The organism is Streptomyces sp. NPDC030893 (assembly GCF_055571535.1).
On record NZ_JBVIFC010000004.1, the window covers coordinates 266541 to 292179 of the forward strand.

General features: G+C 73.7%; 22 protein-coding genes. 13 read left to right on the plus strand and 9 right to left on the minus strand.

Translation table 11 applies throughout. The features are described from left to right. Positions 1–46: 46 nt before the first annotated feature. The 9 genes from hemE (at position 47) to ACZ434_RS11020 (ending at position 10357) form a co-directional block, all read left to right on the plus strand. Entirely contained in the window at positions 47–1141 is a 1095-nt protein-coding gene (gene hemE, locus ACZ434_RS10980; protein WP_468454082.1) for a uroporphyrinogen decarboxylase, read from the plus strand. Positions 1142–1246: 105 nt separating this feature from the next. Further along, positions 1247–3265 carry a SpoIIE family protein phosphatase gene (locus ACZ434_RS10985; RefSeq protein WP_468454084.1) on the plus strand — a complete coding sequence of 673 codons (2019 nt, stop codon included), beginning with the start codon at positions 1247–1249 and terminating at the stop codon, positions 3263–3265. A 157-nt stretch (positions 3266–3422) separates the two neighbouring features. Continuing rightward, a complete protein-coding gene (locus tag ACZ434_RS10990; protein WP_468454086.1) occupies positions 3423–4340 on the plus strand; it encodes a ribokinase in 918 nt (305 codons plus the stop codon). Next, complete coding sequence (locus ACZ434_RS10995) at positions 4337–5374, plus strand: ABC transporter permease (protein ID WP_468454088.1); 1038 nt, start codon at positions 4337–4339, stop codon at positions 5372–5374. The genes ACZ434_RS10990 and ACZ434_RS10995 overlap by 4 nt, the downstream gene beginning before the upstream one ends. 135 nt (positions 5375–5509) lie before the next feature. After that, positions 5510–6535 (plus strand): sugar ABC transporter substrate-binding protein, encoded by a 1026-nt coding sequence (locus ACZ434_RS11000; RefSeq protein WP_468454090.1) that lies wholly within the window; start codon positions 5510–5512, stop codon positions 6533–6535. Further along, on the plus strand, positions 6535–8109 hold the full coding sequence (locus tag ACZ434_RS11005) for a sugar ABC transporter ATP-binding protein (protein WP_468454092.1): 1575 nt from the start codon (positions 6535–6537) through the stop codon (positions 8107–8109). Before ACZ434_RS11000 ends, ACZ434_RS11005 begins: the two co-directional genes overlap by 1 nt. 84 nt (positions 8110–8193) lie before the next feature. Beyond that, a complete protein-coding gene (gene rbsD, locus ACZ434_RS11010) occupies positions 8194–8649 on the plus strand; it encodes a D-ribose pyranase (protein ID WP_468454094.1) in 456 nt (151 codons plus the stop codon). A 126-nt stretch (positions 8650–8775) separates the two neighbouring features. After that, positions 8776–9489, plus strand: coding sequence for a deoxyribose-phosphate aldolase (gene deoC / locus ACZ434_RS11015; protein WP_468454096.1), 714 nt, complete (start codon positions 8776–8778; stop codon positions 9487–9489). Positions 9490–9598: 109 nt separating this feature from the next. Continuing rightward, positions 9599–10357: a GntR family transcriptional regulator gene (locus ACZ434_RS11020; protein ID WP_468454098.1), complete on the plus strand. Its 759-nt coding sequence runs from the start codon at positions 9599–9601 to the stop codon at positions 10355–10357. A gap of 43 nt (positions 10358–10400) precedes the next feature. On the opposite strand, the gene ACZ434_RS11025 is transcribed toward ACZ434_RS11020, so the two are convergent. Then, positions 10401–11222: a rhomboid family intramembrane serine protease gene (locus tag ACZ434_RS11025; RefSeq protein ID WP_468454100.1), complete on the minus strand. Its 822-nt coding sequence runs from the start codon at positions 11220–11222 to the stop codon at positions 10401–10403. Positions 11223–11356: 134 nt separating this feature from the next. Between ACZ434_RS11025 and ACZ434_RS11030 the strand changes: the two genes are divergently transcribed. Then, entirely contained in the window at positions 11357–11677 is a 321-nt protein-coding gene (locus ACZ434_RS11030) for a hypothetical protein (protein ID WP_468454102.1), read from the plus strand. Positions 11678–11710: 33 nt separating this feature from the next. Here ACZ434_RS11030 and ACZ434_RS11035 read toward each other — a convergent pair whose 3' ends face one another. Further along, on the minus strand, positions 11711–13108 hold the full coding sequence (locus tag ACZ434_RS11035; RefSeq protein ID WP_468454104.1) for an FAD-dependent oxidoreductase: 1398 nt from the start codon (positions 13106–13108) through the stop codon (positions 11711–11713). A 44-nt stretch (positions 13109–13152) separates the two neighbouring features. Further along, positions 13153–14151: a DUF4349 domain-containing protein gene (locus ACZ434_RS11040; protein WP_468454106.1), complete on the minus strand. Its 999-nt coding sequence runs from the start codon at positions 14149–14151 to the stop codon at positions 13153–13155. A gap of 156 nt (positions 14152–14307) precedes the next feature. On the opposite strand from ACZ434_RS11040, the gene hemG reads away from it, so the two are divergent. Beyond that, a complete protein-coding gene (hemG, locus tag ACZ434_RS11045) occupies positions 14308–15765 on the plus strand; it encodes a protoporphyrinogen oxidase (protein ID WP_468454108.1) in 1458 nt (485 codons plus the stop codon). Between the two features lie 5 nt (positions 15766–15770). Next, positions 15771–16502, plus strand: a complete 732-nt coding sequence (gene hemQ, locus ACZ434_RS11050) for a hydrogen peroxide-dependent heme synthase (protein WP_468454110.1) — start codon at positions 15771–15773, stop codon at positions 16500–16502. Between the two features lie 47 nt (positions 16503–16549). Here the strand turns inward: hemQ and ACZ434_RS11055 are convergent, their stop codons facing one another. From ACZ434_RS11055 to ACZ434_RS11065, 3 genes are all read right to left on the minus strand, one after another. Beyond that, entirely contained in the window at positions 16550–18160 is a 1611-nt protein-coding gene (locus ACZ434_RS11055; RefSeq protein WP_468454112.1) for an alpha/beta hydrolase, read from the minus strand. A gap of 88 nt (positions 18161–18248) precedes the next feature. After that, the gene (locus tag ACZ434_RS11060; protein WP_468454114.1) at positions 18249–19034 is read right to left on the minus strand and encodes a TIGR04222 domain-containing membrane protein; all 786 of its coding nucleotides are present in this window, start codon (positions 19032–19034) and stop codon (positions 18249–18251) included. 110 nt (positions 19035–19144) lie between these two features. Continuing rightward, positions 19145–20455: an MbnB/TglH/ChrH family RiPP precursor modification enzyme gene (locus ACZ434_RS11065; RefSeq protein WP_468454116.1), complete on the minus strand. Its 1311-nt coding sequence runs from the start codon at positions 20453–20455 to the stop codon at positions 19145–19147. Positions 20456–20627: 172 nt separating this feature from the next. On the opposite strand from ACZ434_RS11065, the gene ACZ434_RS11070 reads away from it, so the two are divergent. Continuing rightward, complete coding sequence (locus ACZ434_RS11070) at positions 20628–20828, plus strand: DUF2191 domain-containing protein (RefSeq protein ID WP_468454118.1); 201 nt, start codon at positions 20628–20630, stop codon at positions 20826–20828. Positions 20829–20853: 25 nt separating this feature from the next. Here ACZ434_RS11070 and ACZ434_RS11075 read toward each other — a convergent pair whose 3' ends face one another. The 3 genes from ACZ434_RS11075 to ACZ434_RS11085 all read right to left on the minus strand — a co-directional run bounded on the left by ACZ434_RS11075 (position 20854) and on the right by ACZ434_RS11085 (position 25608). Continuing rightward, positions 20854–22920: a neutral/alkaline non-lysosomal ceramidase N-terminal domain-containing protein gene (locus ACZ434_RS11075; protein ID WP_468454120.1), complete on the minus strand. Its 2067-nt coding sequence runs from the start codon at positions 22918–22920 to the stop codon at positions 20854–20856. Between the two features lie 137 nt (positions 22921–23057). Beyond that, positions 23058–24662 carry an alpha/beta hydrolase gene (locus ACZ434_RS11080; RefSeq protein ID WP_468454122.1) on the minus strand — a complete coding sequence of 535 codons (1605 nt, stop codon included), beginning with the start codon at positions 24660–24662 and terminating at the stop codon, positions 23058–23060. Positions 24663–24891: 229 nt separating this feature from the next. Beyond that, entirely contained in the window at positions 24892–25608 is a 717-nt protein-coding gene (locus ACZ434_RS11085) for a peptidyl-tRNA hydrolase (protein ID WP_468454124.1), read from the minus strand. Positions 25609–25639 lie beyond the last annotated feature (31 nt).

A 25639-nucleotide genomic window follows, 5' to 3' on the forward strand; every position in this document is an offset into this window, starting at 1 on the left:
GACCTCGGGTCGGGGCGGTCCGGCCGGTCGTGCGAGACTGGCTCATGTGAGTGCCAACGCAAGCCCGAAGGGCCAGACGCCGACCGCGACCTCCGAGGCCGTCGAGGAGAACGCCGTCCAGGATTCAGCCTTCCTCAAGGCGTGCCGCCGCGAGCCGGTGCCGCACACGCCGGTGTGGTTCATGCGCCAGGCCGGGCGCTCACTGCCGGAGTACCGCAAGGTGCGTGAGGGCATCGGGATGCTCGACTCCTGCATGCGCCCGGAGCTGGTCGCCGAGATCACGCTGCAGCCCGTGCGCCGCCACGGCGTCGACGCGGCGATCTACTTCAGCGACATCGTCGTCCCCCTCAAGGCCATCGGCATCGACCTCGACATCAAGCCCGGCATCGGCCCGGTCGTCGAGCAGCCGGTCCGCACCCGCGCCGACCTCGCCCGGCTGCGCGACCTCACCCCCGAGGACGTCTCCTACGTCACCGAGGCCATCGGGATCCTGACCCGGGAACTCGGCCCCACCCCGCTGATCGGCTTCGCCGGCGCCCCGTTCACCCTGGCCAGCTACCTCGTCGAGGGCGGCCCGTCCCGTACGTACGAGAACGCCAAGGCGATGATGTACGGCGACCCGGAGCTCTGGGCCGACCTGCTCGACCGCCTCGCCGAGATCACGACCGCGTTCCTCAAGGTCCAGATCGAGGCCGGCGCCTCGGCCGTCCAGCTCTTCGACTCCTGGGCCGGCGCCCTCGCCCCCGCCGACTACCGCCGCTCGGTGCTGTCCTCCTCCGCGAAGGTGTTCGACGCGGTGGCCGGCTACGGCGTACCGCGCATCCACTTCGGCGTCGGCACCGGCGAGCTGCTCGGGCTCATGGGCGAGGCCGGCGCGGACGTCGTCGGCGTCGACTGGCGCGTCCCGATGGACGAGGCCGCCCGCCGCGTCGGCCCCGGCAAGGCGCTCCAGGGCAACCTCGACCCGACCGTCCTGTTCGCCGGCCGCGAAGCGGTCGAGACGAAGGCGCGGGAGGTCCTGGACGCGGCGGCCGGCCTGGAGGGCCACGTCTTCAACCTCGGCCACGGCGTCATGCCGAACACCGACGCCGACGCCCTGACCCACCTCGTGGAGTACGTGCACACGCAGAGCGCGCGCTGAATCCACCCCGTACGCGCCGCACGCGCGTCACACCCCGGGGGCGGGGTACTGGGCATACGCAGCGTCCAGCACGTCCGCTCCCGGGTACGGGCAGGTGGAGGCCCCATGAGGCTCGAGATGTTCGACCCCGCCCCGATCGGTGTCGTCTTCACCCAGGGGCCGGAGCACCGGCTCGCGTACACCAACCGGGTCTACCGCGAGATCTTCGGCGACCGTCCGCTGGGCCGGACCATCCGCGACGCCTTTCCCGACCTCATGCAGTCCGGCTACTTCGAGCTCTTCGACCGGGTGTTCGCCACGGGCGCCGCCGAGGTCCTCACCGGCGTTCCCATCGACCTGGCCTACCCGGGACCGGACAGCGGGGGAACGCGCTACTTCACCTTCAGCATCTCCCACGCCACGATGAGCGACGGCCGGCCCGGCGTGCTCGGGGTGATCGTGGAGGTCACCGAGCAGGTGACCGCCGCGGAACGGATCCGGGTGCTGTCCGAGGAACGCCGCCGCGCGCTGCAGCGCTACCGCAGCCTGGTGAACGCCGGCTCCCAGATCGTGTGGGTGACGAGCCCCAAGGGCGCGGTGAGCGAGCCGAGCCCCGGCTGGGAACGGGTGACCGGGCAGAGCTGGGAGGAGTTCCGCGACGACGGCTGGACCGACGCGGTCCATCCCGACGACCGGGCCGCCGCCGCCGAATCGTGGCACCGGGCCGTGACCGAGCAGGCCCCGCGCTGGACCCACACCTACCGGCTGCGGCTGGCCACCGGCGGCTACCGGCACTTCGCCGTCGACGCCGCACCGGTACGCGACGGCGACACGGTGATCGAGTGGATGGGCACCTGCACGGACATCGAGCAGGACTGGCAGGAGAGCCGGCGTGAGGAACTGCTGGCCCGCGCCACCGCCGCCACGGCCGAGACCGTCCGGCTGGACGAGATGCTCACCGAGCTCACCGGGGTGATCGTGCCCGACATCGCCGACGCCTGCACGATGTACCTCCTCCCGCACGCCCTGCACCGCCTGCCCGGAACCCCGCTCACCGCCGACCGGGTCGCCGCCACCACGGCCGAGGGCCTGCCCGACCTGCCCCCGCACCACGAGGAGCACCTGCGGCCCGGCAGCCCGCTCGCCCGCGCAGCCGACCAGCGCCTCCCCGTCCACGCCGTCTTCCCGCCCGGCCGGCCCCCGCCCGACCTCGCCCCGCCGGACGGCGAACCCTGGCTCGTCCCCGGCGCCAACAGCGTCGTCCTGCTGCCCGTCGTCGTCGACGGCACCACCGCCGCGCTGGTCGCCGCGTCCGCCAGCGGTGACCGTCCGCCCCTCGGCCAGGCCGAGATCAGCCTGCTGCGCGCCCTCCTCGAGCGGGCGCACACCCCGCTCAGCAACGCCCTGGAGTACCAGCGCACCCGGCAGGTGGCGCTGGCCCTCCAGCGCAGCCTGCTCACCCCGCCGCCGCACGTGCCCGGCCTCGGCATCGCCGTCCGCTACCGGCCCAGCACCGCTGCCGCCGAGGTCGGCGGCGACTGGTACGACTCCTTCGTGCTGCGCGACGGCGCCACCGTCCTCACCATCGGCGACGTCGCCGGGCACGACCTGCCGGCCGCCGTCACCATGAGCCAGGTGCGCAACATGCTCCGCGGACTCACCCTGGACCGCCAGGAGCCGACCGGGGCGATCCTGCGCCGGCTGGACGTCTGCCTGCAGACCCTCTACCTCGAATACACCGCCACCTGCGTCCTGGCCCGAGTGGAACGCCCGGAGTCCGGCGGTCTCCGGCTCCACTACTCCGTCGCGGGCCATCCGCCGCCGCTGCTGGTCGAAGCGGACGGCACCGCCCGCTTCCTGACCGCGGCCCACTCGCCGATGCTCGGGCTCGTCCCGCACCCCCAGTACGACACCGCCGTGGAACCGCTCCTGCCCGGCTCGACCCTGCTGCTGTACACCGACGGCCTCGTGGAACGCCGCGAGGAGGACCTCACCGTCGGTCTGGAACGCCTGCGCCACCACGCGTCGACGGCCGTCAGCCGCCCGCTGGAGGCCTTCTGCGACTCCGTCCTGGGCCACCAGCTCACCGTGGACAACGACGACGACGTCGCCATGGTCGCCCTCCGCCTGCCCGCGGCCGGCTGAGCGGACGAACGCCCGGCGGACCCGTGCCGGCCGGACGCGCACCCCTGCGCTCGATCTCCTGCGCTCCATCTCCTGTCCACCGAACCGTTGACTATGGACATCCCTGTACCTACGATCGCGCTTGTACACGGTTGTCCATACACAAAGTGGTGTGTCGATGAAGATCGCGGTTGTCGGAAGTTATGGAGCCGGGCTCACCATGAGGGTGCCGAAGGCGCCCGCCGCCGGTGAGACGGTCTCGGGCGGTCTGTTCGATTCGGGTGCCGGCGGGAAGGGCAGCAACCAGGCCGTCGGCGCCGCCCGGCTGGGCGCCGAGGTCTCGCTCCTCACCGCCGTGGGCGACGACGGGTTCGGCCGCTCCGCGCGGGAGCTGTGGCAGCGCGAGGGGGTCGGCGCCGAGCACGTGGTGACCGCCCAGGCGCCCACCATGGTCGGCTTCATCCTGGTCGAGCCGTCCGGCGAGAACCGCATCGCCATCGCCCCGGGCGCCCTGGACGAACTGGACGCCGCCGCCGTCGAGTCCTTCCGCGCCGAGATCGCCTCCGCCGACATCCTGGTCGTCTCCATGGAGATCCCCGAGGAGGCCGTGGTCGCGGCCCTCCGCACCGGCCGCGAGACCGGCACCCGCACCCTGCTCAACCCGGCCCCCGCCCGGCCGCTCCCGGCGGAGTGCTGGCCCCTCGTCGACTTCCTCACCCCCAACCAGACGGAGGCGCCCGTCCTCCTCGGCCTCGGTGAGGACCACGGACTCGGTGACGAGGACCTGGCCCGCGCGCTGCGCGAGCGCACCGGGGGCGTCGTCGTCATCACCCGCGGCGGCGAGGGCGCACTGGTCGCCGGCTCCTCCGGCATCGGCACGGTGCCCCCGCACCCCGCCCCGGCCGTCGTCGACACCACGGGTGCCGGCGACTCCTTCACCGCGGCCTTCGCCGTCGCCCTGGCCGAGGGACAACCCGTCGAGCGGGCCGTGGAGTTCGCCGCCGTCGCGGGCTCCCACACCGTGACGATCGCGGGCGTCGTCCCCGCCCTCCCCACCAGAGCCCAGCTGAACGCCCTGATTGGAAACGCCTCGTGACCTCCACCCTCTCCAAGCCGCCCACCACCGCCCCGCCGCCGTCCGAGGAGAACGCCTCGCGGCTGCCCCACGCACTGCGCCGCCTGCTGCACGCACGCGAGTCCGGCGTCTTCGCCGCGCTCGTCGCGCTCTTCCTGCTGGGCACGCTGCTCTCGCCGACCTTCGCCCAGTCCGACAACCTGCTCTCGGTGGGCCAGCAGATCGCGCAGATCGGCATCATGGCCATCGGGGTGACCTTCGTCATCCTCAACGGCGAGATCGACCTCTCGGTCGGCTCCATCTACGCCCTGTCCGCGATCTCCACCGGCATGCTCATCTCGGACGGCTGGAGCTGGCCCCTGGCCATGCTCGTGGGGCTGGCCGTGGGCGTCGTCGCCGGGCTCCTCAACGGCCTGGCCGTGGTGATGCTGGGCGTGCCGTCCTTCATCGTCACCCTGGGCACGCTCAGCGTCTTCCGCGGCGTCGCCCTGCTCATCTCCGACGGTGCCCCGATCTCCCTCAGCTCCTCCCAGCCCGGCGTCGCGGAGTTCAACCTCCTCGGCCAGGGACGGCTGTTCGGCCTGATCCCCATGCAGTTCGTCTTCTTCGCCGTCGTCGCCGCCATCGGCGTGGTCCTGCTCGCCCGTTCCCGCTTCGGCTTCAACACCTACGCCGTCGGCGGCAACCCGGAGGCCGCCCGGCTCGTCGGCGTCGACGTCAAGCGGGTCAAGCTCACCGCCTTCGTCCTGTCCGGCTTCACCGCGGGCCTGGCCGGCGTCCTCGGCCTGTCCTTCCTCTCCTACGTGCAGGGCGTGACCGGCCAGGGTCTGGAACTCACCGTCATCTCGGCCGTCATCATCGGCGGCGCCGCCCTCTTCGGCGGATCGGGCACGATGTGGGGCACCGTCATCGGTGTCGCCTTCATCGGCCTGCTCCAGAACATCCTCAACATCAAGGGCATCTCGTCCTTCTGGCAGACCGTCGTCACGGGCCTGGTCATCGTCGCCGCCGTCGCGGCCGACACCTGGCAGCGCAAGCGCAAGTCCCGCGCCTGACCGCCGCCGCCCCTCCTTCCACGCGCACCGCCCCCCCCCGTGCGCCCGCCGCGCCCCCGACCCGCACCGGCCCCACCCGTGCGCCCTCCGTCCCCCGCCGTGCCCCGGCCCCCTTCGCACACCCAAGGAGCCCCGATGTCCTCGCGCACCCTCCGCAGATGCCTCACCGCCGCGACAGCCGCCGCCGCGGCCCTCTCCCTCAGCGCCTGCGGCGCCGTCACCGCGGCCGACTCCGGCGGCACCGACGACGGCTCCTTCCAGCTCGCCCCGTACATCCAGGAGCGGCTCGACGACGACAAGCCGATGCGCATCAAGCTCAGCTACCACGACCCGTCCCTCGCCTTCGCCACGCCGATCGGCGCGGGCATGAAGCGGGCGGGCGAGGAGTTCGGCGCCGACGTCTCCCTCATCGGCCCGACCGGCGGTGACGCCGCCAAGCAGGTCTCCGAGATCCAGACGCTCATCCAGCAGAAGGCCGTGGACGGACTCGCCGTCTCCTCCGCCTCCAGCGACGCCCTCAAGCCGGTCATCGGCCAGGCCCACAAGGCCGGCATACCGATCATCTCCTTCAACACCGACAACCCCGACTCCGAACAGATGGGCTTCGTCGGCCAGGACCTCAAGGGCTCCGGCAAGGCCCAGGCGGAGGAGCTCCGCAAGAACCTGAACGGCGACGTCGCGGGCAAGTCCGTCGTCGTCTTCTCCGTCGACACCGGCGCCGGCTGGTCGCACGACCGCTTCAGCGGCTTCAAGGAGGGCCTGGACGGCAGCGGCCTGAAGATCGTCGGACCGGTCAACGTCGGCAACGAGCCGAACAGCGCCTACAACACCGTCGAGTCCACCATGTCCGGCCAGTCCGGCGTGGTCGCCGTCGCCGGTCTGGACTGCTGCTCGACCACGGCCGCCGCCAAGTGGGTGGCCCAGTCCGGAAAGACGGACGACATCACGATGGGCGGCTTCGACCTGCTCACCCAGACGTCCGAGTACATCGAGCGCGGCGTCCTGGACTTCACCATCAGCCAGAACCCGGCCGAGCAGGGCTACCAGGCGGTCAAGGTGCTCAACGACTTCCTCACCGAGGGCACCGAGATCTCCGGCGTGGACACCGGAGCGCAGTTCATCACCCGCGACAACCTCGCCGACGCGACCGTGGAGGACTGATGACCGCCGCACCCCGCGAGACCGCCCCCGGGGGCCCGGACCGCGCCGCGGACCCGGACACCGCCGAACCGGCCGTCCGCGTCCGGGGCCTGACCCGCAACTTCGGCCCGGTCCGCGCCCTGCGCGACGTCACCTTCGACGTCCCCGCGGGCGAGGTCACGGCGCTGCTGGGGGAGAACGGCGCCGGAAAGTCGACCCTGCTGAAGATCCTCGCCGGTCTCCAGCCGCCCAGCGAGGGCGGTGTCACCGTCTTCGGCGAGGAGGTCACGGCGTACGAGCCGAGCACGATGCTCAGCCGGCACGGCGTGGCGATCGTCCCCCAGGAGCTGTCGCTGCTCCTCGACCGCACCGTGGCGGAGAACGTGCTCAGCGGAGTCGAACCCGGCCACCGCTGGTTCCCCTCCCGGCGCCGGATGGTGGAGCGCACCGCCGAACTGCTCACCGAACTCGACCTGGACCTCGACCCGAACGCCTCCGTGCGGACCCTGGACCTGGCCACCCAGCAGCTCATCGTGGTGGCCCGCTCCATCGCCCGGGGCTGCCGCGTGCTGATCCTGGACGAACCGACGGCGATGCTCACCCCCGCCGAGGCCGACCGGCTGTTCGCCCTCATGGACAAGCTCAAGGCGGCCGGGACGACCATGCTCTACGTCTCCCACCGCATGCCCGAGGTCTTCCGACTGGCCGACCACATCCAGGTGTTGCGCGACGGCGCCCACGTGGCGTCCTGGCGCAGCGCGGACACCGACCCCGACCGGGCGGTCGCCGCCATGGTCGGCCGTGAGCTGGGCGGCTTCACCCGCCGCGCGGACCAGGAGACGAAGCCGGACCTGTCCGCCCCACCGGCCCTGAAGGTACGGGAGCTGAGCGGCCGGCGTCACCACGGCGTCTCCTTCGATCTGCGCCCCGGCGAGATCCTCGGAGTCGCCGGACTGCCCGACTCCGGCCGGGTCGAGCTGCTGCACAACCTCTTCGGCGGCGACCCCGGCACCGGTGGCACCGTGGAGCTGCTGGGCCGGCCCTACGACCGGCGCAACCCGATCGCCAGCGTCGAGCGCCGGCTGGCGTTCGTCCCCGGTGAGCGCCGCGCCCAGGGACTGCTCACCACCATGAGCGTCGGCGAGAACATCGGCGCCCTCACCGCGAAGACCTTCAGCCGGCTGGGCCTCGTCCGCCGCCGTGCCTTCGACGCGGCCGCGACCGAGCAGGCACGGCGGCTGCGGGTGAAGACCGCCACCATCGGCCAGCCCATCACCAGTCTGTCCGGAGGCAATCAGCAGAAGGCCGTACTGGGCCGCTGGCTGGCGATCGACCCCGGGGTGCTGATCCTCGACGAGCCCACCCGCGGCGTGGACATCGGTGCGAAGGCCGAGATCTACGCACAGCTGTCCGCACTCGCGGACGACGGCCTGGCGATCCTCTGCTCCTCCTCCGACCTGCCCGAACTGCTCACCCTGACCGACCGCGTCGCGGTGATGAGCGAGGGCCGCATGGTGGCCGTCGTCGACACCGCCGAGGCCACCGAGGAGTCCGTGATGACCCTCGCCACCGGAGCGGCCCCCGCCGCGGCGTGAGCCCGCCCACCCGACCGAACCCGTCACCCCCGTGGCCCCACGCCGCCCCCGCGGGCGGCCCACACCGGAAAGGCAGAAGCCACCATGAAGCGCTCCGGCATCCTCAACGCCGAACTGAGCGGAGTCCTGGCCACCCTCGGCCACACCGATCTGCTGCTCGTCGTGGACGCGGGCTTCCCCGTGCCGCGCGACGCCCACCGCATCGACCTCGCCCTCTCCGAGAACCTGCCCGACCTGCGCACCGTGCTCGGTCTGATCGCCGACGAACTGGTCGTCGAGGGCGTGGTCCGCGCGGAGAACGTGCCCACGCACAACCCCCGGCTCGACGCCTGGCTGCACGAGCGTTTCGCCGGCGCGGAGTTCACCACCCGCCCGCACGCCGAGGTGCTCGGCGGCCTGGCCCGGCAGGCCAAGGCCGTCGTCCGCACCGGAGCCTTCGAACCCTGGGGCAACGTCGGCCTGTACTGCGGTGTCGACGCCCCGCGCTGGTTCGGCGGAGAGGACGTCGTCGTACCGCCGGAGTACGCGTCCAAGCTCTGAGCCACGCCTCACCGTTTTCCCGGAGCCGGCCGCCGGCTCCGGTCACCCCGCGGCGCCCTCCACGGCACAACATCCGGCGACCGATCCGCCGGACCCCGCCGCACGTCATCCCCAGGGAGAACCCCCATGTCCAGCACCACCGCACCCGCCGCCGAACTCCAGCTCACCCCGGCGGAGTTGGCGTCCTACATCCAGCACACCAAGATCGACCCGGACGCGACGCGCGACGAGATGATCGCCCACGCCCGCGAAGCCGTCACCCACGGCTTCAACGCGGCGATGGTGTCCGCCTCCTGGCTGCCCGTCGTGGTCGCCGAACTCGAGGGCACCGGAGTCGAGGTCGCCACCGCCCTCGACTTCCCGACCGTCGGCGTCATGACCAGCGCCGGAAAGGCCGCCGAGGCCGCCGAGATCGCCCGGCTCGGCGCGGACCAGCTCGACATCGGCGTCCAGGTCGGCTGGCTCAAGAGCGGCCGCTACGACGACTTCCGCGAGGACATCGCCGGGGTCGTCCGGGCCTCGGGCCTGCCCGTCAAGGTCATGCTGGAACTGCCGCTGCTCACCGACGCCGAGAAGGAGGCCGCCGTCGAACTCGCCATGGAGGCGGGCGCCTCGTTCCTGAAGAACGCCAGCAGCGGTCAGATCGAGACTGCGAATCCGGCCAGTGTTCGTTACCTTGTTGACCGGGCGCGGGACGGGGTCCGGGTCAAGGCGTCCGGCTCGATCAAGAGCTACCGCCAGGGTCTCGAACTGCTCCGTGCGGGCGCCTCCCTGCTCGGGACGAGCGCCGGCCTGGCCATCGTCACCGACACCGGTGACGAGTCCACCGTCAGCTACTGACCGGCCCCACCACCCGCCGTGCCCCGGCCGCCCTCGCGGCCGGGGCACGGCTTGACGTCCGGAGCGGCACACGTCCTCCGGTGAGAGCGGAGAAGGAGATGCGACCACGGTGACAGCCGACGAACGGAGACCCCCGGGCATCAAACGGGACGTCCCCACGGCGATCCACGTCCAGATCTCGGAACACATCCGACTGCGTATCGCCAGCGGCGAGTGGCCGGCGCACTACCGGCTCAAGAGCGAGCCGGAACTGGCCCAGGAGTTCGGAGTCAGCCGCGGCACCCTGCGGCGGGCCCTGACCACGCTCATCGAGGAAGGTCTGCTGCGACAGGTGCGCGGGCGGGGCACCTTCGTCACCTCCACGACGATCGAGCCCGCGATCGCCCAGAAGCTGAGCACCCTCTCCGAGGACTTCGCCAGCCAGGGCATCGTCACCACGACCCAGGTGCGCGAGTGTTCCCTGATCGTGCCGCCCCGGCCCGTGGCCGCCCTGCTCGACGTCACCCCCGGTACCGGCGTGCTGCGCCTGGTGCGGGTCCGCCGGACCGATCAGGGGCCGGTCGCGCTGCTCTTCAACTTCGTCCGCACCGACCTCGCGCCCGGCATCGAGGAGGTGGACTTCACGTCCTCCAGCCTCTTCGGAGTCCTGGAGGACACCTACGGACTGAAGATCGCCACCGCCCGCCGGACGTTCGGCGCCGAGGCCGCCACCGCCGACGTCGCCGGCGCCCTCGAACTGGACGAGGGCGCCCCCGTGCAGTACCTCCAGCAGGTCACCTACCTCGCCGACGGCCGGCCGGTGGAGTACTCGGACGTGTGGATCCACAGCGGCCGCCTGCGGGTCACCTCGCTGCTGCTGCGCCGCTGACGCCCGCGCCGGGCCCGGCACGCCCTACCGGGTCCGCCGGGCCCTACCGGGTCCGCCGGGCCCGCCGGCCGAAGAGGACACCCTCCGGTTCCGGCGGCGGGACGGTGCCGGGCCTGAGCGGCCAGGCGAGGAGCATGCCCACCGCGAAGCCGGCCACATGGGCCACGTAGGCGACGGTGCCGGCCTCGGAGACGCCCTGGCCGGCGGAGTAGAACGCCTGGAGTACGAACCAGGAGCCCAGCACGATCCAGGCCGGCAGCCGCAGCGGCAGGAAGATCAGGAAGGGGACGAGGACCCAGACGCGGGCCTTCGGGAAAAGGACCAGATAGGCGCCCAGGACACCGGCGATCGCCCCCGAGGCGCCGATGAGGGGATCGCCCGAACCGGCGTTGAGCAGGGCGAAGCCGTACGAGGCCGCGTAGCCGCAGACGAGGTAGAACAGCAGGTACCGCACGTGCCCCATGCGGTCCTCGACGTTGTTGCCGAAGATCCACAGGAACAGCATGTTGCCCAGCAGGTGCAGCCAGCCGCCGTGCAGGAACATCGCCGTGAGGACGCTCAGCTCGGGGGATTTGTCGTACCCCGGGCGGTCCACCACACATCCCGGGCCCTGCGGGCCCACCCCGGTGCCGCCCGTGGGCACCAGATCCGGCATCCGGTGGCCGATCAGCTCCCGCGGGACGGCCGCGTAGCGGTCCAGGAACGCCTGGAGCCGGCACAGGTCGGCCAGATCGCTCCCGCCGGTCAGCGAACCGGCGACACCCGGAGTGAGGACGACGAAGACCAGGATGTTGGCGGCGAGCAGCGCGTACGTCACCCAGGGGGTGCGCCGCGCCGGATTCACGTCATGGACGGGGATGACCACATCCCACATGTGCCCGCGCGGCGGCCGGGGAATCCGCGGCGCGGCTGAACACCGCCGTCCGGGCGTGCGTATGACTCCTCAACCGCCCGCGGCGCGGGGAAGGTGCCGCGGGGCCGACGTGAGGACGACAGGCGATGAACGACCGAGTGACTCCCGCGATGCAGGCGCTGCCCGACGGCGAGGCCGAGCTCACGCTCGTGGTGCGCCTCCCCTGGGAGGACGTCGCCCGGCTCGGCCAGGAGGCGGGGCGGCTCGCCTCCCAGTTGCGGCGGCCGGTGACACTGGACGAGGCGGTGGGCCACCGGCTGCGCTCCGCGAAGGCCGCCGCGCACGCGAGGCCGGCGGGGGAGCAGCCGCCGCCGGTGCCGTCGAGCGCTTCGGTGTCCTCGCTGCCGTCGCGCCCGCCGGCGGAACAGGCACGGCAGGCGATCGAGAGGATCAACGGAACGGGGTGAGGACCCGCACACCGGCCCGGCCCCGCGCGCCGCTCACCCGGCAGCCCTGATCCTCGCCGACGCCTTGCGGGCGGCCACCTGGACCGGGTCCCAGACCGGGGAGAACGGCGGGGCGTAGCCGAGGTCCAGGGCGACGATCTGATCGACGGTCATACCGGCCGTCAGGGCGACCGCCGCGATGTCGACGCGTTTGCCCGCGCCCTCACGGCCGACGATCTGCACGCCGAGGAGCCGGCCGGTGCGCAGTTCGGCGAGCATCTTCACCGTCATGGGCGAGGCGTTCGGGTAGTACCCCGCGCGGCTGGTCGACTCGACGGTGACCGACTCGAACCGCAGCCCCACGCGGCGGGCGTCCTTCTCCCGCAGCCCCGTGCGCGCGATCTCCAGGTCGCAGACCTTGCTGACCGCCGTGCCGACCACGCCCGGGAAGGTGGCGTAGCCCCCGCCGGCGTTCGCGCCGATGATCTGGCCGTGCTTGTTGGCGTGGGTGCCCAGCGGGATGTGCCGCTGCTGCCCGGAGACCAGGTCGAGGACCTCCACGCAGTCGCCGCCCGCCCAGATGTTCTCGTGCCCGCGCACCCGCATCGACCGGTCGGTGAGCAGCCCGCCGGAGTCGCCGAGGGGGAGCCCGGCGGCCCGCGCGAGGGCCGTCCCGGGCCGCACGCCGATACCGAGGACGACGACGTCGGCCGGGTACTCCTCCCGTTCCGTGGCAACCGCGCGGACCTGGCCGTCGTCACCCGTCAGCAGCTTCGTGACCTCGGCGTCGTTGACCATGGTGATGCCCATGCCCTCCATGGCCCGGTGCACCAGACGGCCCATGTCGGGGTCGAGGGTGGCCATGGGCTCCCGGCCGCGGTTGACGACCGTCACCTCGTAGCCGCGTTTGATCATCGCCTCGGCCATCTCCACGCCGATGTACCCCGCGCCGACCACCACCGCGCGGCGGCCACGTGCGCGGGCCAGCGTGTCCAGCAGCGCCTGCCCGTCGTCCAGGGTCTGCACACCGTGCACCCCGGGGGCGTCCATGCCGGGCAGCTCCGGACGGATCGGCCGCGCACCGGTCGCGATCACCAGTTTGTCGTACGACGTCCAGGACTCGGCGCCGGAATCCACCTCACGCGCGCGCACCCGCCCGCGGTCGACGTCGATCTCCGTGACCTCGGTGCGCAGCCGCAGATCGATGTCCCGCGCGCGGTGCTCCTCGGCGGTGCGCGCGATCAGCCGGTCCCGGTCGGGGACGTCCCCGCTCACCCAGTAGGGGATGCCGCACGCCGAGAACGAGGTGAAGTGGCCGCGTTCGAACGCCACGATCTCCAGTTCGTCCGGGCCCTTCAGCCGGCGGGCCTGGGACGCCGCGGACATCCCCGCGGCGTCACCGCCGATCACGACCAGACGTTCCCTCGCACCGCGCGCATCGCTGTTGTCCATACGGACACGCTACGGCGCGAGGGCACCCGGGTCCGGGGTCCGGGTCAGTCCTGCCGGTGGTCCTGCCCACCGGCCGGCCGCGCAGCCGGAACGGGAGGCACCGGAGCCGGAACAGGGGCCGCCGCCGGGTCCGCGGTCCGCGAGCGGCCCGGCAGCAGCGGCCGTACGGCCTTCACCCACAGCAGGGCCAGCAGCGCCGCCAGTGCGGCGAACGGCAGGACCGCGCCCGCCGCCACCGTCAGCCAGCGCAGCATGGTCAGGAACACGTCCCAGCCGCCCGCGAGGGCGTCCACGAAGCCGGGATCGTCGTCCTTGCCGTCCTGCTCCGCCGGAGCCGCGGACAGGGACAGGGTGATCGTCGCCAGGCTCGTACGGTCCTTCAGGGACGCCTGCTGGGCCAGCAGGGACTCCAGGTCCGCCTGGCGGGTGCTCAGTTCACCCTCCAGGGTGACCACGTCACTGAGCTTGGTGGCCCGGTCCATCAGCTCGCGGACGCGGGCCACGCTGGCCCGCTGGGACGCGACCCGGCTCTCCACGTCGACCACCTGTTCGGTGACGTCCTCCGCCTTCGCGCGGCGTTCGACGAGCTCGCCCGCGCCCTCGAGACCGGCGAGGACCTCCGCGTAGGTGGCGACGGGCACACGCAGCACCACACGTGTGTGCTCGTACCCCTCCGCGTCCCGGCGGGTGGTCTCGTCGCCGACGTGGCCGCCCGCGTTCCCGGCCGCCGCGCGGGCCTCGGCCAGCGCCTTCGGCACGTCCTTCACCCGCACGGTCAGCGAGGCGGTGCGGATGACGTGGTTCGCGGTGGCGCCGGGCGTGGCCGCCGGGGCACCGTCCGCCGAGCCGCGCGATCCGCCCTGTCCGGCGCCCTCGTCCCGCACGGCCCCCTGCTCCCGCCCCTCGGCCGGCGCGGCGGCGGCCTTGTCCGCCCCGGAACCTGCCGAGTCGCCGCCGGCACTGCACCCGCCGGCCGCGAGGGCCGCCGCCAGCAGGACCCCGGCCAGGGCGTGGGCGGGTCGTACGGATCGTCGTGTGCGCATGTGGGGCTCCCCCGGCATCGTGATGACTGACGTTCCTTCGACGCCGCGGGGGTGCGAATCGTTGGCGCCGGACGGTCCCGATGCGGTCACGGTAGGGACTCGGCAGGGCCACATGGCCCTGGCGGGAGCGCCGGTGGCGTCTGAGAAGGTGGAGGCATGAGCGGATCACATGCGGGCGGCGGGCCGCGGGCCGTCGTCGTCGGAGCCGGGATCGCGGGGCTGGCCGCCGCGCACCGGCTGCTGGAGCGCGGGGCGCGCGTCACCGTCCTGGAGGCCTCGGACCGGGTCGGCGGCAAACTGCTGCCCGGGGAGATCGCGGGCGCCCGCGTCGACCTCGGCGCGGAGTCGCTGCTGGCCCGCCGCCCCGAAGCGGTCGGCCTCGCCCGGGAGGTGGGCCTCGCCGACCGGCTCCAGCCGCCGGCCACCGCCTCCGCCGCGCTGTGGACCCGCGGCGCCCTGCGGCCCATGCCCAAGGGCCACGTCATGGGCGTGCCCGGCACCTCCGCCGCCCTCGCCGGCGTGCTGTCCGACGAGGGGCTCGCCCGGATCGAGCGCGACGCCGACCTGCCCCGCACCGAGGTCGGCGACGACGTGGCGATCGGCGAGTACGTGGCGGCGCGCCTCGGCCGCGAGGTCGTCGACCGGCTCGTGGAGCCGCTGCTCGGCGGCGTGTACGCGGGCGACGCCTACCGCATCTCGATGCGCGCGGCGGTCCCGCAGCTCTTCGAGGCCGCCCGCACCCACACCTCCCTGACCGAGGGCGTCCGCGCGATCCAGGCGCAGTCCGCCGCGGCCCGGGAGAGCGGCCCGGTGTTCATGGGCATCGCCGGCGGCGTGGGCACCCTCCCCCTCGCCGTCGCCGAGTCCCTGCGGGCGCGCGGCGCCGAGATCCTGACCGGTACGCCCGTCACGGAGCTGCGCCGTGAACCGGGCGACGGCTGGCGGGTCATCGCCGGTGACCGGGCGCTGCACGCCGACGCGGTCGTCGTCGCCGTACCCGCGCCGGCCGCCGCCGCCCTGCTGCGCGCCGAGGCACCCGGGGCCGCCGCCGAGCTCGCCGGGGTGGAGTACGCCTCCATGGCGCTGATCACGCTCGCCTACCGCCGCGCGGAGACCGATCTGCCCGAGGGCAGCGGATTCCTCGTACCGCCCGTCGACGGGCACACCATCAAGGCGGCCACCTTCGCCTCCCGCAAATGGGGCTGGGTCGACGGGGAGAACCCGGACCTGGTGGTCCTGCGCACCTCGGTGGGCCGCCACGGCGAGACGGAGATCCTCCGCCGCGACGACGCCGACCTCGTGGAGGTCTCCCGGCACGACCTCAAGGCGGCCACCGGCCTGAGCGCCACCCCGGTCGCCACCCGCGTCACCCGCTGGCAGGACGGCCTGCCCCAGTACCCCGTCGGCCACCACGCGCGGGTGACCCGCGTCCGCGCGCACCTCGCGGGCCTCGCCGGGCTCGCCGTGTGCGGCGCGGCCTACGACGGTGTCGGCATCCCCGCGTGCATCGCGAGCGCGTACGCCGCCGCCGACCAGATCCACGGTGACCTGCACGGTGTGCAGGAACTCACCGCCCACCCGGTGCAAAGCCTCCACGGCGGAGCAGGAGAATGAGGCACATGAGTGACGACGCCACCACCCCCGCCCCCGACCGCATCCCCAACAAGGGCAAGCTGGCCAAGGACCTCAACGAGGTCATCCGCTACACCCTGTGGTCGGTCTTCAGACTGAAGGACGTCCTGCCGGAGGACCGCGCCGGGTACGCCGAGGAGGTCCAGGAGCTGTTCGACCGGCTCGCCGCCAAGGACGTCACGATCCGCGGCACCTACGACGTGTCGGGCCTGCGCGCGGACGCCGACCTCATGATCTGGTGGCACGCCGAGACCGCCGACCAGCTCCAGGAGGCGTACAACCTCTTCCGCCGCACCCGGCTCGGCCGCGCGCTGGAGCCGGTCTGGTCCAACATGGCGCTGCACCGGCCGGCCGAGTTCAACCGCTCGCACATCCCGGCGTTCCTCGCCGACGAGACGCCCCGCGACTATGTGAGCGTCTACCCGTTCGTGCGCTCCTACGACTGGTACCTGCTGCCCGACGAGGACCGCCGCCGCATGCTCGCCGACCACGGCAAGATGGCCCGCGGCTACCCGGACGTGCGGGCCAACACGGTCGCCTCGTTCTCGCTCGGCGACTACGAGTGGATCCTCGCCTTCGAGGCCGACGAGCTGGACCGCATCGTCGACCTCATGCGCCACCTGCGCGGCTCCGAGGCCCGGCTGCACGTCCGCGAGGAGGTCCCGTTCTTCACGGGCCGCCGCAAGGAGGTCGCGGACCTGGTCGCGGGCCTGGCCTGACACACCCGGACCCGCCCGGCGGGCGGGTCCCCCGGTGGCGGGCGGGTCTACCCGTCCCGCCGCTCCACCGGCCGGGTCCGCGGGGCGGGCCTCGGCTCCGGGTGCGGCGCGCAGGAAGCGCGCCGCCCCGGGACGCGGCCCTCCAGGAGATACGCCTCCAGGTGCCCGTTCACACAGGCGTTGGGGCCGCCCGCGATGCCGTGGCTGCCGGCGTCCCGCTCGGTCACCAGCGTCGACCCCGCCAGCCGCCGGTGCAGCTCCAGGGCCCCCTCGTACGGGGCGGCCGCGTCCCGCTCGGCCGCCAGGATCAGCGTCGGCGGCAGTTCTCCGCGGCCCGCGCGCACGTCCAGCGGCTGCTGCCGGGGCGCCTTCCAGTAGGCACAGGGCAGATTCGTCCACACGTTGGCCCAGGTCTCGAAGGGCGCCCTGCGCGCCAGCCGGGTGTTGTCCCGGTCCCACACCTTCCAGTCCGCCGGCCAGGGCGCGTCGTTGCACTCCACGGCGAGATACACCGCCCGTGCGTTCTCCGCCTCCGCCGCCGCCTCCGGATAGGCCTGCGCCTGCTCGACCAGCGGCGCGGGATCGCCCTTCAGATACGCCGACAGCGCCCGCGCGCGGTGCGGCCAGTGGTCGTCGTAGTACCCGGCCTGGAGCAGCGAGGCCTGCAACTGCTCCGGGCCGACCTTCCCGCCCGCCGGTTCCTCCGCCAGCCGCGCGCGTGCCGTCTCGTAGCTCTCCTGCACCTTCCGCGCGGTGTCGCCGAGCCCGTACACGTCGTCGTGCCGGGCGGCCCACGCCCGGAAGTCCGCCCAGCGGTCCTCGAACGCCGCCGACTGGTCGAGGTTGTTGCGGTACCAGATCTGCTCCGGGTCGGGGTTCACCGCCGCGTCGAACACCATCCGCCGCACGTGCGAGGGGAACATCGTGGCGTACAGCGCCCCGAAGTACGTGCCGTACGACGAGCCCAGGAACGTCAGCCGGTTCTCGCCGAGGGCGGCGCGCAGGACGTCCAGGTCGCGTGCGTTGTTGAGCGAGTGGTAGTGCCGCAGCGCCTCCCCGGCCCGCTCGGCGCAGCCCCGCGCGTGCGCCCTGGCCCGCTCGATCCGTTCCCGCTTGTACGCGGCCGAGGGGTGGACCGGCGCGTCCGTGGGCGCCTCGTGGAACGCCGCCGGGTCCATGCAGGACAGCGGCGCCGAACGGCCCACCCCGCGCGGGGCGTAGCCGACGAGGTCGTAGGCGGCGGCGATGCGCTTCCACTCGGGGAGCGCGCCCGTCATCGGGAAGTACATGCCACTGGCGCCCGGCCCGCCCGGGTTGTGGACCAGCGACCCCTGCCGGGGCACCGCGCGCCCGCCGTCGTCCGGGTCCTTCCCGGTGGCGCGGGCGCGGCTGACGGTGAGTTCGAGCTGCTCGCCGTCCGGGCGGGCGTAGTCGAGCGGGACGCGGACCGTGCCGCACCGGACGGTCCCCGGAAGCTGCAGCGCGGCCGGGCACGGGCCGAAGTCGATGCCCCGGTCGGCGGCGCGCGCGGCGGCCACGGCGGTACCGCGCAGCTCGGCCGCGTGGGGGGCGGCGGGGGTGCCGGCGCCGGCCGGGGCGGCGGCCAGGGTGGTGAGCAGCATGGACCCGGCGGCCACATGGACGGCGGCGGTTCTCATCGACGATCCCTTCGGTGCACAACGGCGACAAAGGGGATGTTTCGTTCGATGGTGGTGTGAGGCAAGCACCCCTCACCGGGGTGTGTCGTCACTGCTCCTGACGCGGCGCGCCGTGCGCCAGGGCGGCACGCAGCTCCGGCTCGCCCACCGCGCGGATGCCGCGTACCGCGACGGAGGTGAGGTACGTACGGTCGTCCCCGGCGCCGCCGGTGCCACGCGGCAGGGCGCCCAGCAGCCGCTGGCCGGCGGGGGAGGCCCAGCGCGAGTAGGGGTGCACCTCGAACCGCGCGATGGCCAGGGAGCTCAGCGCGAGGACCAGCGGCAGCGCGAACCACAGGGCGACCAGATGGCGCGGCAGGTCCGACGGGACCGGCATGAGCAGGGCGGTCGCCCCCAGCCCGGCCACGGCCGCCGCGGCGAGCCGCACCTGCCGGACCGCGTCCGCGACCGTCGTGCCGGCCCCGTCCGGCACCGCGAGTCCGGCGCTGACCAGCCGCTCCGCGATCCCGTGCACCGGATCGGCGGTCGCCGCGGCCGCCCGCACCGGCGCGATGCGCGACTGTCCCTGCGGGCCTATGGCCCCTATGACCGAGCGCTCCATGTCGTCCCGGCCGCGCGGGTCGACGACCGTCGCCCAGCCGGTGTGCGCCAGCAGCAGCCGCCGCCCGCGCGCCATCGCGACGAGCGTGACGTCGGCGACCCGCCCGGGGCCGCCCGACAGGAACGCGGCCTCGTACAGCGTCAGTTCGCGCCCCTGCGCGGTGCCGGGACCGGCGGCGGGCGCGGTGGCGCCGCGCACGGCGGCCAGACACAGCCGCAGGCACGCCACACCGGCGACGGCCCAGGCCAGGAGCAGGAGCGGGACCCAGAACATGAGTTGTTTGTAAGCGACGCGGTCGCGAGAACACCATGCCCTGTTCACCATCCGGACGCAGTGTTGCCGGTATGTGACGTTCCGCTCGGGTGCGCGCGGCCGGGCGGGGCTCAGCGCCGCAGCAACACCCGTCGCGTGGCCCGCACCAGCCGCACACCCGGCCTGCTCGACCGGGGCCCGGGCCCCGACCGCTCCAGCCACCACTCCCGCAGCTCGCCCCGCAGCCGCCCGTCCTCCGGCCGCCGGGCGAGGAGCAGTTCCTCGACGAAGTCCATCGCGTCCTGCCGGTAGCCGCCGGTCATCGGCTGCGTCTGCGCGTACGCCAGGAAGGCGGGCCGGTATCCGTCGCCGAGGATCACCGGCAGTTCGGGCGCGACCTTGGCGACCACGTCGGCCCGCTTGGCGGCGAGCGCCCGCGCCTGCACGCCCATCCGCACCCGGTCGAAGCCCTCGGGCACGGGCGTCCCGGCGACCAGCGCGGACAGCACGGCGGTCTGCGCGAGGGCGAGCCGCTGCCGCGCGGCGTCGACGGAACCCCGCGGGGACGCGGGCCGGGCGCCCGCCACCGCGGCCGGGCTCGCGTGCCGGTTCTCCGCACCCTTCTCGACCGCGTGCCGGATCGCGGCCAGCTCCCGCTCCATCTCCGCCGCTTCCGGGAAGTTCTCGTCCCGCTCCAGCAGGACACCGGGAGGGGACACCCGGGACGCGAGATCGGTGAGCACGTCCAGCACCGGCTGCGGCACGGGGTGCGCGTGACTGTCGTGCCACACGCCGTCCCGCTCGAACCCGCCCGCGACATGGACGTACGCGAGGGCCTCCAGGGGCAGTTCGGCGAGCGCCCGCGCCGGGTCCTCGCCCCGGTTGACGTGGTTGGTGTGCAGATTGGCGACGTCGACGAGCAGCCGGACGCCGGTGCGGTCGGCCAGCTCGTACAGGAACTGCCCCTCGGTCATCTCCTCGCCGGGCCACGAGATCAGCGCGGCGATGTTCTCCACGGCGAGCGGTACGGGCAGCGCGTCCTGGGCGATCCGGATGTTCTCGCAGAGCACGTCCAGGGCGTCACGGGTGCGCGGTACGGGCAGCAGATGCCCGGCCTCGATCCGCGGGGACGCGGTCAGTGCCCCGCCGGCCCGCACGAACGCGATGTGCTCGGTGACGAGCGGCGACCGGAGCGCGCCGGCCCGCTCGGCGAGCGCGGCCAGCCGTCCCTCGTCCGGCGGTTCGGCACCCCCGAGCCCCAGCGAGACCCCGTGCGGCACCACGGTCACCCCGCGCTCCCGCAGCCGCAGCAGCGACTCGGGCAGATGCCCGGGGCAGACGTTCTCGGCGACCACCTCGACCCAGTCGATCCCCGGCATGCGCTCCACCGCGTCCGCGATCTCCGGCCGCCACCCGATGCCGCTGCCCAGCCTCACGCCCATCCCCGCTCCCTCCTCCACCCGGTGATCCCACCCGGCCCCCGAACGCCCGCTCCCGGACGTGACGGGGATATGACCCCGCCATCCGCCCCCGAACCCCGCGACCGTGGCCTTCAGAGGAACATTTGAGCTTCGCGGCCCGTAGAGTACGGGCGGGTCGTGAAGAGGGGGCAGCGTGGCGAAGGTCAACATCGGTCTGGACGCCGAACTCGTGGTGGAAGTGATGGTCCTCGCGGGGATCGGCTCGCCGCAGGACGCGATCGAGGCGGTGGTGCGGGACTACGTCGCCCGTGGTCACCGCACGGAGGCGCGCACCGGGCTCAGCGACCGGAAGCTGCGGGAGGTCGACGCCAAGCCGCAGGAGCCGCAGGGCTGAGCCCCGCCGCCACGGGGCGCGCGGGTCAGCGCACCACGAAGGCCGGTGACGTGCCCGTGAACGCGGTGACGGTGCCGGCGAGGCTCCTCGCGTCGCCGTGGTGGACGATGCGGTAGGTGCCCGGGGCCGTGCCCTGGGGGATGTCCCAGGTGACGGTGACCTTGGAGGCGGCGATCCCGTCGCGTTTCCAGTGGAAGCGGGTCGGCCAGTCGCCGTCGTCGGCGACGGTGCGCCAGGTCCCGCCGGGCTCCCGGCGCTGGATCTCCAGGTAGGTGCCGCCCCGGTGCAGGTCGTTGCCCGGGTGGGCGCCCGCGAACACGGTCTCGGCCCGTTCGCCGGCCCGGTAGGTCTCCCGCGGCGGCACCAGGACGTCCCCGAACTTCCGCAGCAGCGGCGGCGCGTCCAGCACCACGCCCGGCTGAAGGGAGAGCGCCCTGCCGGACAGGTCCGGCGCCTCCGGGCCCAGCGGCGGCTCCGTTCCGTCGCGCAGGGCGGTGGCCAGTTCGGCGGCCGTCTGCTGGAGCGCCGGGAGCTGCCAGCGGCCGAAGAGGGTGCTGCCGCCCTCGTACTGCTGCGCGTCGTACTCCTCGGGGGTGGTGACGTAGTGGAAGTAGGCGTTCGCGTACCCGGCGACCAGTACGTCCTCGAGGTCCGCGCCCGTGATCTCCGCGACCGTGCGCCGCAGCCGCAGTCCCGCGCAGACGGTGACCTCGCCCGGGATGCCGATCAGGTGGAGGCGGCCGATGCGGACCAGCATCACCGGGACCCGCTCCTGCACCCACGGGTACACACGGTTCATCTCCCCGAGGGGCACGAAGACGTCCTTGGGTGCCTGCGCCTGCCTCAGCTCCGGCGAGACCGTGTAGACGACGGAGTCGGAGATCGCGTCCCAGAAGGGGTTCTCGCCCTCCTCGAAGCCGGGGAAGGCCGGCCCGTCCTCCATGCTGCCCGCCGCCATGGAGGCGCCGACGCACGGCGCGGACGTGCGGTGGGTGCGTCCGTCGCCGGTGAACTCGGGGCGTACGGTGACGTCGGAGAGGTCGACGTACACCAGCCGGGAGTCGACCGGACCGGACAGCCTCACGCCGGGCCGCCCCAACTGGGCCGCGGCGGCCTCGTACTGCCGGAGCCCGCTCGCGCGGGTGCGCGCGAAGTCCTCGGGCGTCGTGGGCGGTCGGAGATCCAGGTTCGGCGACATGTCGCCGCTGTTGGTCTGGGCGAAGGCGGAGACGAACGCCGGGGAGCCGTCGGCGAGATAGTCGACGCCACTGACCTCGCGCTCCCAGTGGTAGGCGGCGTAGCCCTTGTTGTCCGCGCTGATCAGCCGGTTGTCCCCGGACATGCTGGTGCTGTGCACCGGGAACCAGTTGACGGCCCCGACCGCCCGGCCGGCCCGCTCCACCCGGAGCAGGGTGGTGTGCGTGTCGACGGCGTCGGGGAAGTGGTCGCGGTCCGCCTTCGGGTTGCGGTCGAAGGCGGCACGGGAGCGGTTGACGCTCGCGCCGGTCAACGTGCCGTGGGTGAGCACGAGTTCGGACGGGGCGAGGTCGTCGTGGGCCCGCTGCCCGGCCTCGAACAGGCCGTCCGCCACCGCCTCGAAGGTCTTGCGGTGGAAGCCGAACGTCGTCGTGTTGTACAGCAGGTGATGCGAGTAGCCGCCGGGGCCGGCATGGGTGTGGGTGGCGGTGATGAGCACGTTCCGCACGGTGTAGAGATCGCCGTACGCCTCGGCCAGCCGGCGCAGCACCGCCTGGTGCACGCTCTCGAAGATCATCGGTGAGTCGGCGACGATCAGCATGACCCGCCGGCCGCTCGCCCGGTCCACCACGACGAACGCCCGCGCCCGCAGCCGCGTGTGCAGCCCCGCGGCCTGCTGGTCGAACCGGCCGTAGCCCATCATCCCGACCTCGGCGACCTCACCGGTGGCGTCGGCGAGACCGCGCCCGACGAGAAAGCCGCCCTCACCGGAGGGGGCGGCGCCGGCCGGACCGGGGGCCGCCAACTGCGCCCCGGCCAGCCCCAGACCGGTCAGGGCGCCCGCCCGCAGGACGGTACGACGGCTGCTGCTCATGGGACGACGTTCCGCGGACATCCGCTGCTCCTCCGGCTCGATCGGCCCCCCTGAGGACACGGAACCTGAACAACGTTCAAGTTCCGCGCCCTCATTGGTACACCGCGCGTCGCGGGCGCGGCAAGGGGTGTGCCGATCGGCGGGGGAGAAGCGCGGCGCTACTGCTTGCCCTGGGGCGGCTCGTGCGCGCACACGCTTCCCGGGGCGGGGAGTTCACCGTCGAGGAGGTACGCCTCGACCCTGCTCCGGACGCAGGCGTTGCCGGAGTTGTACGCGCCGTGGCCCTCGCCCTCGTAGGTGAGTTCCACGCCGACGCCCTCGCCGAGCTGCTCGGCCATCCGCGCGGCCCCCTGGTACGGGGTGGCGGGGTCGCCGGTGTTGCCGACGAGCAGGACGGGCGCGGCGCCGGGGGCCCGGACGTCGGGGTGCTCGGACCTGCCGGGCACCGGCCAGTCGGTGCACTGCAGCGCGCCCCACAGCATGGTGTCGCCGAAGAGCGGTGAGGCCTTCTCGAACTCGGGGGCCGCCGCCAGCAGTTCGTCCACGGTGTAGCGGTCGCTGCGGTCCGCGCAGGTGATCGCGGCCTGGGCGTCCTGCTGGTCGCTGTAGACCCCGGCGTGGCGGTCGCCCAGGGCGTCGGCGAGGTTCAGCATGGTCTCGCCCTCGTCCCCGGTGAGGAGTTCCAGGCCGACCTCGAGGGCGGGCCAGGCGGTCTCCAGGTAGAGCGCCTGGACGACCGCGTCGAGGAGGAGCGAGCCGGTGAGCACCCTGTCCCCGCCGAGGGGCAGCGGATCGTCGTCCAGCGCCGCCTCCAGCTCCATGACGACCGCCGCCACCTCGTCGGCGCTGTCGCCCAGCGAACACCCCGTCCGCACGCACCACTCGGCGAAGTGGTCGAAGGCGAGCTGGAACCCGCCGGCCTGTGCCAGCGCCTCCTCCAACGGGTCGAGCGTGGGGTCCACGACCCCGTCCAGGACGGCACGGCCGACGTGCTCGGGGAACAAGTGGGCGTACACACCGCCGAGTTCGGTGCCGTAGGAGATACCGAAGTAGTGCAGCTTGTCGTCGCCGAGGAGGTGCCGCATCAGGTCCATGTCGCGGGCGGCGTCCTCGGTGCCCACGTGCGGGAGCATGCGGCCGGACTCCCGTGCGCAGGCCGCCGCGTATTCCTGCCTGCTCTTCAGGACGGCCCGCACCTCGTCGTCGCCGTCGTCCGGGGTGTCGTCCCGCTCGGCCATCTCCTCCATGGCTCCGGAGTCCAGGCACGTGACCCCGTTGCTGGCGCCGACCCCGCGCGGGTCGAAGGAGACCAGGTCGTAGCGGGCGCGGAGTCGCTCGTAGTCGGTGGCGAGAGCGGGCAGGGTGGCGACTCCGGACTCACCGGGGCCGCCGAAGTTGAACAGCAGCGAACCGATCCGGTCGCCGGCCTCCGCGGCGGACCGGGCCCGGATCAGGGCGACGTCCAGGGTCTCGCCGCCGGGCTTGTCCCAGTCGAGCGGGGACTTCATGGTGGCGCACTGCCACCGCGTCCCGTCGGGCAGCGGCGCGGGCGCCTCTCCGCCGCCTTGCAGGGGGGACGGGGCGGGGCAGTCCTTCCAGCTCAGGGACTGGGCCCATATGCGTCCCGGGTCGTTCCCGCCGGGCTCGCCCCCGCCGCCGGTGCCGCTCTCGCCGGCCCGGCCGCAGGCGGCCAGGGACACGGAGAGCAGCACGGTGGTGGAGAGCAGCGCGGCAGCGGCTGTCGCAGGTCTTCTTTTCGGCATGCGCCCAGCCTCCGGCCGCCCCACCCCCACCGCACGGTCGCGCGTCCATCCGGGGGAACGGGCCGGCCGCACCAGACGCCGAGGCGGCTGTCAACTCCCGCCGCGGCCGGGGCAGTCCGCGCACGCCCGCCGAGCCCCGGGCCGACCGGGCCGCCTCCCGGACGGCCTCGCCGTCACCGCTCCTGCCGACGAGCGGCGAGCGGATCGTGCGTCCCGCCCCGGCACCGGGTCAGCGCAGCGCCGGATGGTCCGCCACCACGGTGCACGAACCCGGGGCGATCTCCGTGAAGCCCGCGTCGCGGACCGTGGGGAGGCCGCCGGCGGTCAGGGCGGGCCAGTGGGCCGGGTCGGCGGTGCGGACGGTGAGGGGGAAGCCCGTGGCCCGCCAGATGTCGCGGGCCTCGGGGGAGAGCGCCAGCCAGGCCAGTTGTGCGCCGTGGCCCGCCTGGGCCATCGCCTTGCCGGCCGACATGTCGAGGCCGGGGTTGAGCCACAGGGCGGGGCCGGCGGGGTCCGCCGGGGGCAGCGGGCCGGGGTCGTCGAGGTCGGTGCCGGAGACCTGGAGGCGCGCCAGGTCCTTGGGCCAGCCGTCCAGCGGGACCGGCGGGAAGACGCGGACCTCGGCGGACGTGCCGGTGACCGTGACGCCGGGGAGCGCCTCCGCGCGGCGCCACTCCGCGCCGCGTGCCCGGCGCACCACCTTGCGGATGCGGCCGTCCTGCCAGTCCCGCATCGCCCCCGCCCACTCGCCCTCGCCCACCGAGCGCTCGTCGGACAGCATCACCAGGACCGCGCGGGCCGCCGTCTCCAGGGCGTCCGTACGGGCCGGGGGTGCCGCCCGTTCGATGCGGACCACCAGGGGCAGCACGAACTGGGGCGCCCGGTCGCGGTCGGCCGGGTCGGGGCGGAAGGGACGGTCGGCGGCGGAGGATCGGTCGGTGCTCACGGAGCCCAGTGTGCCAAGCCGCGCGCCGGCG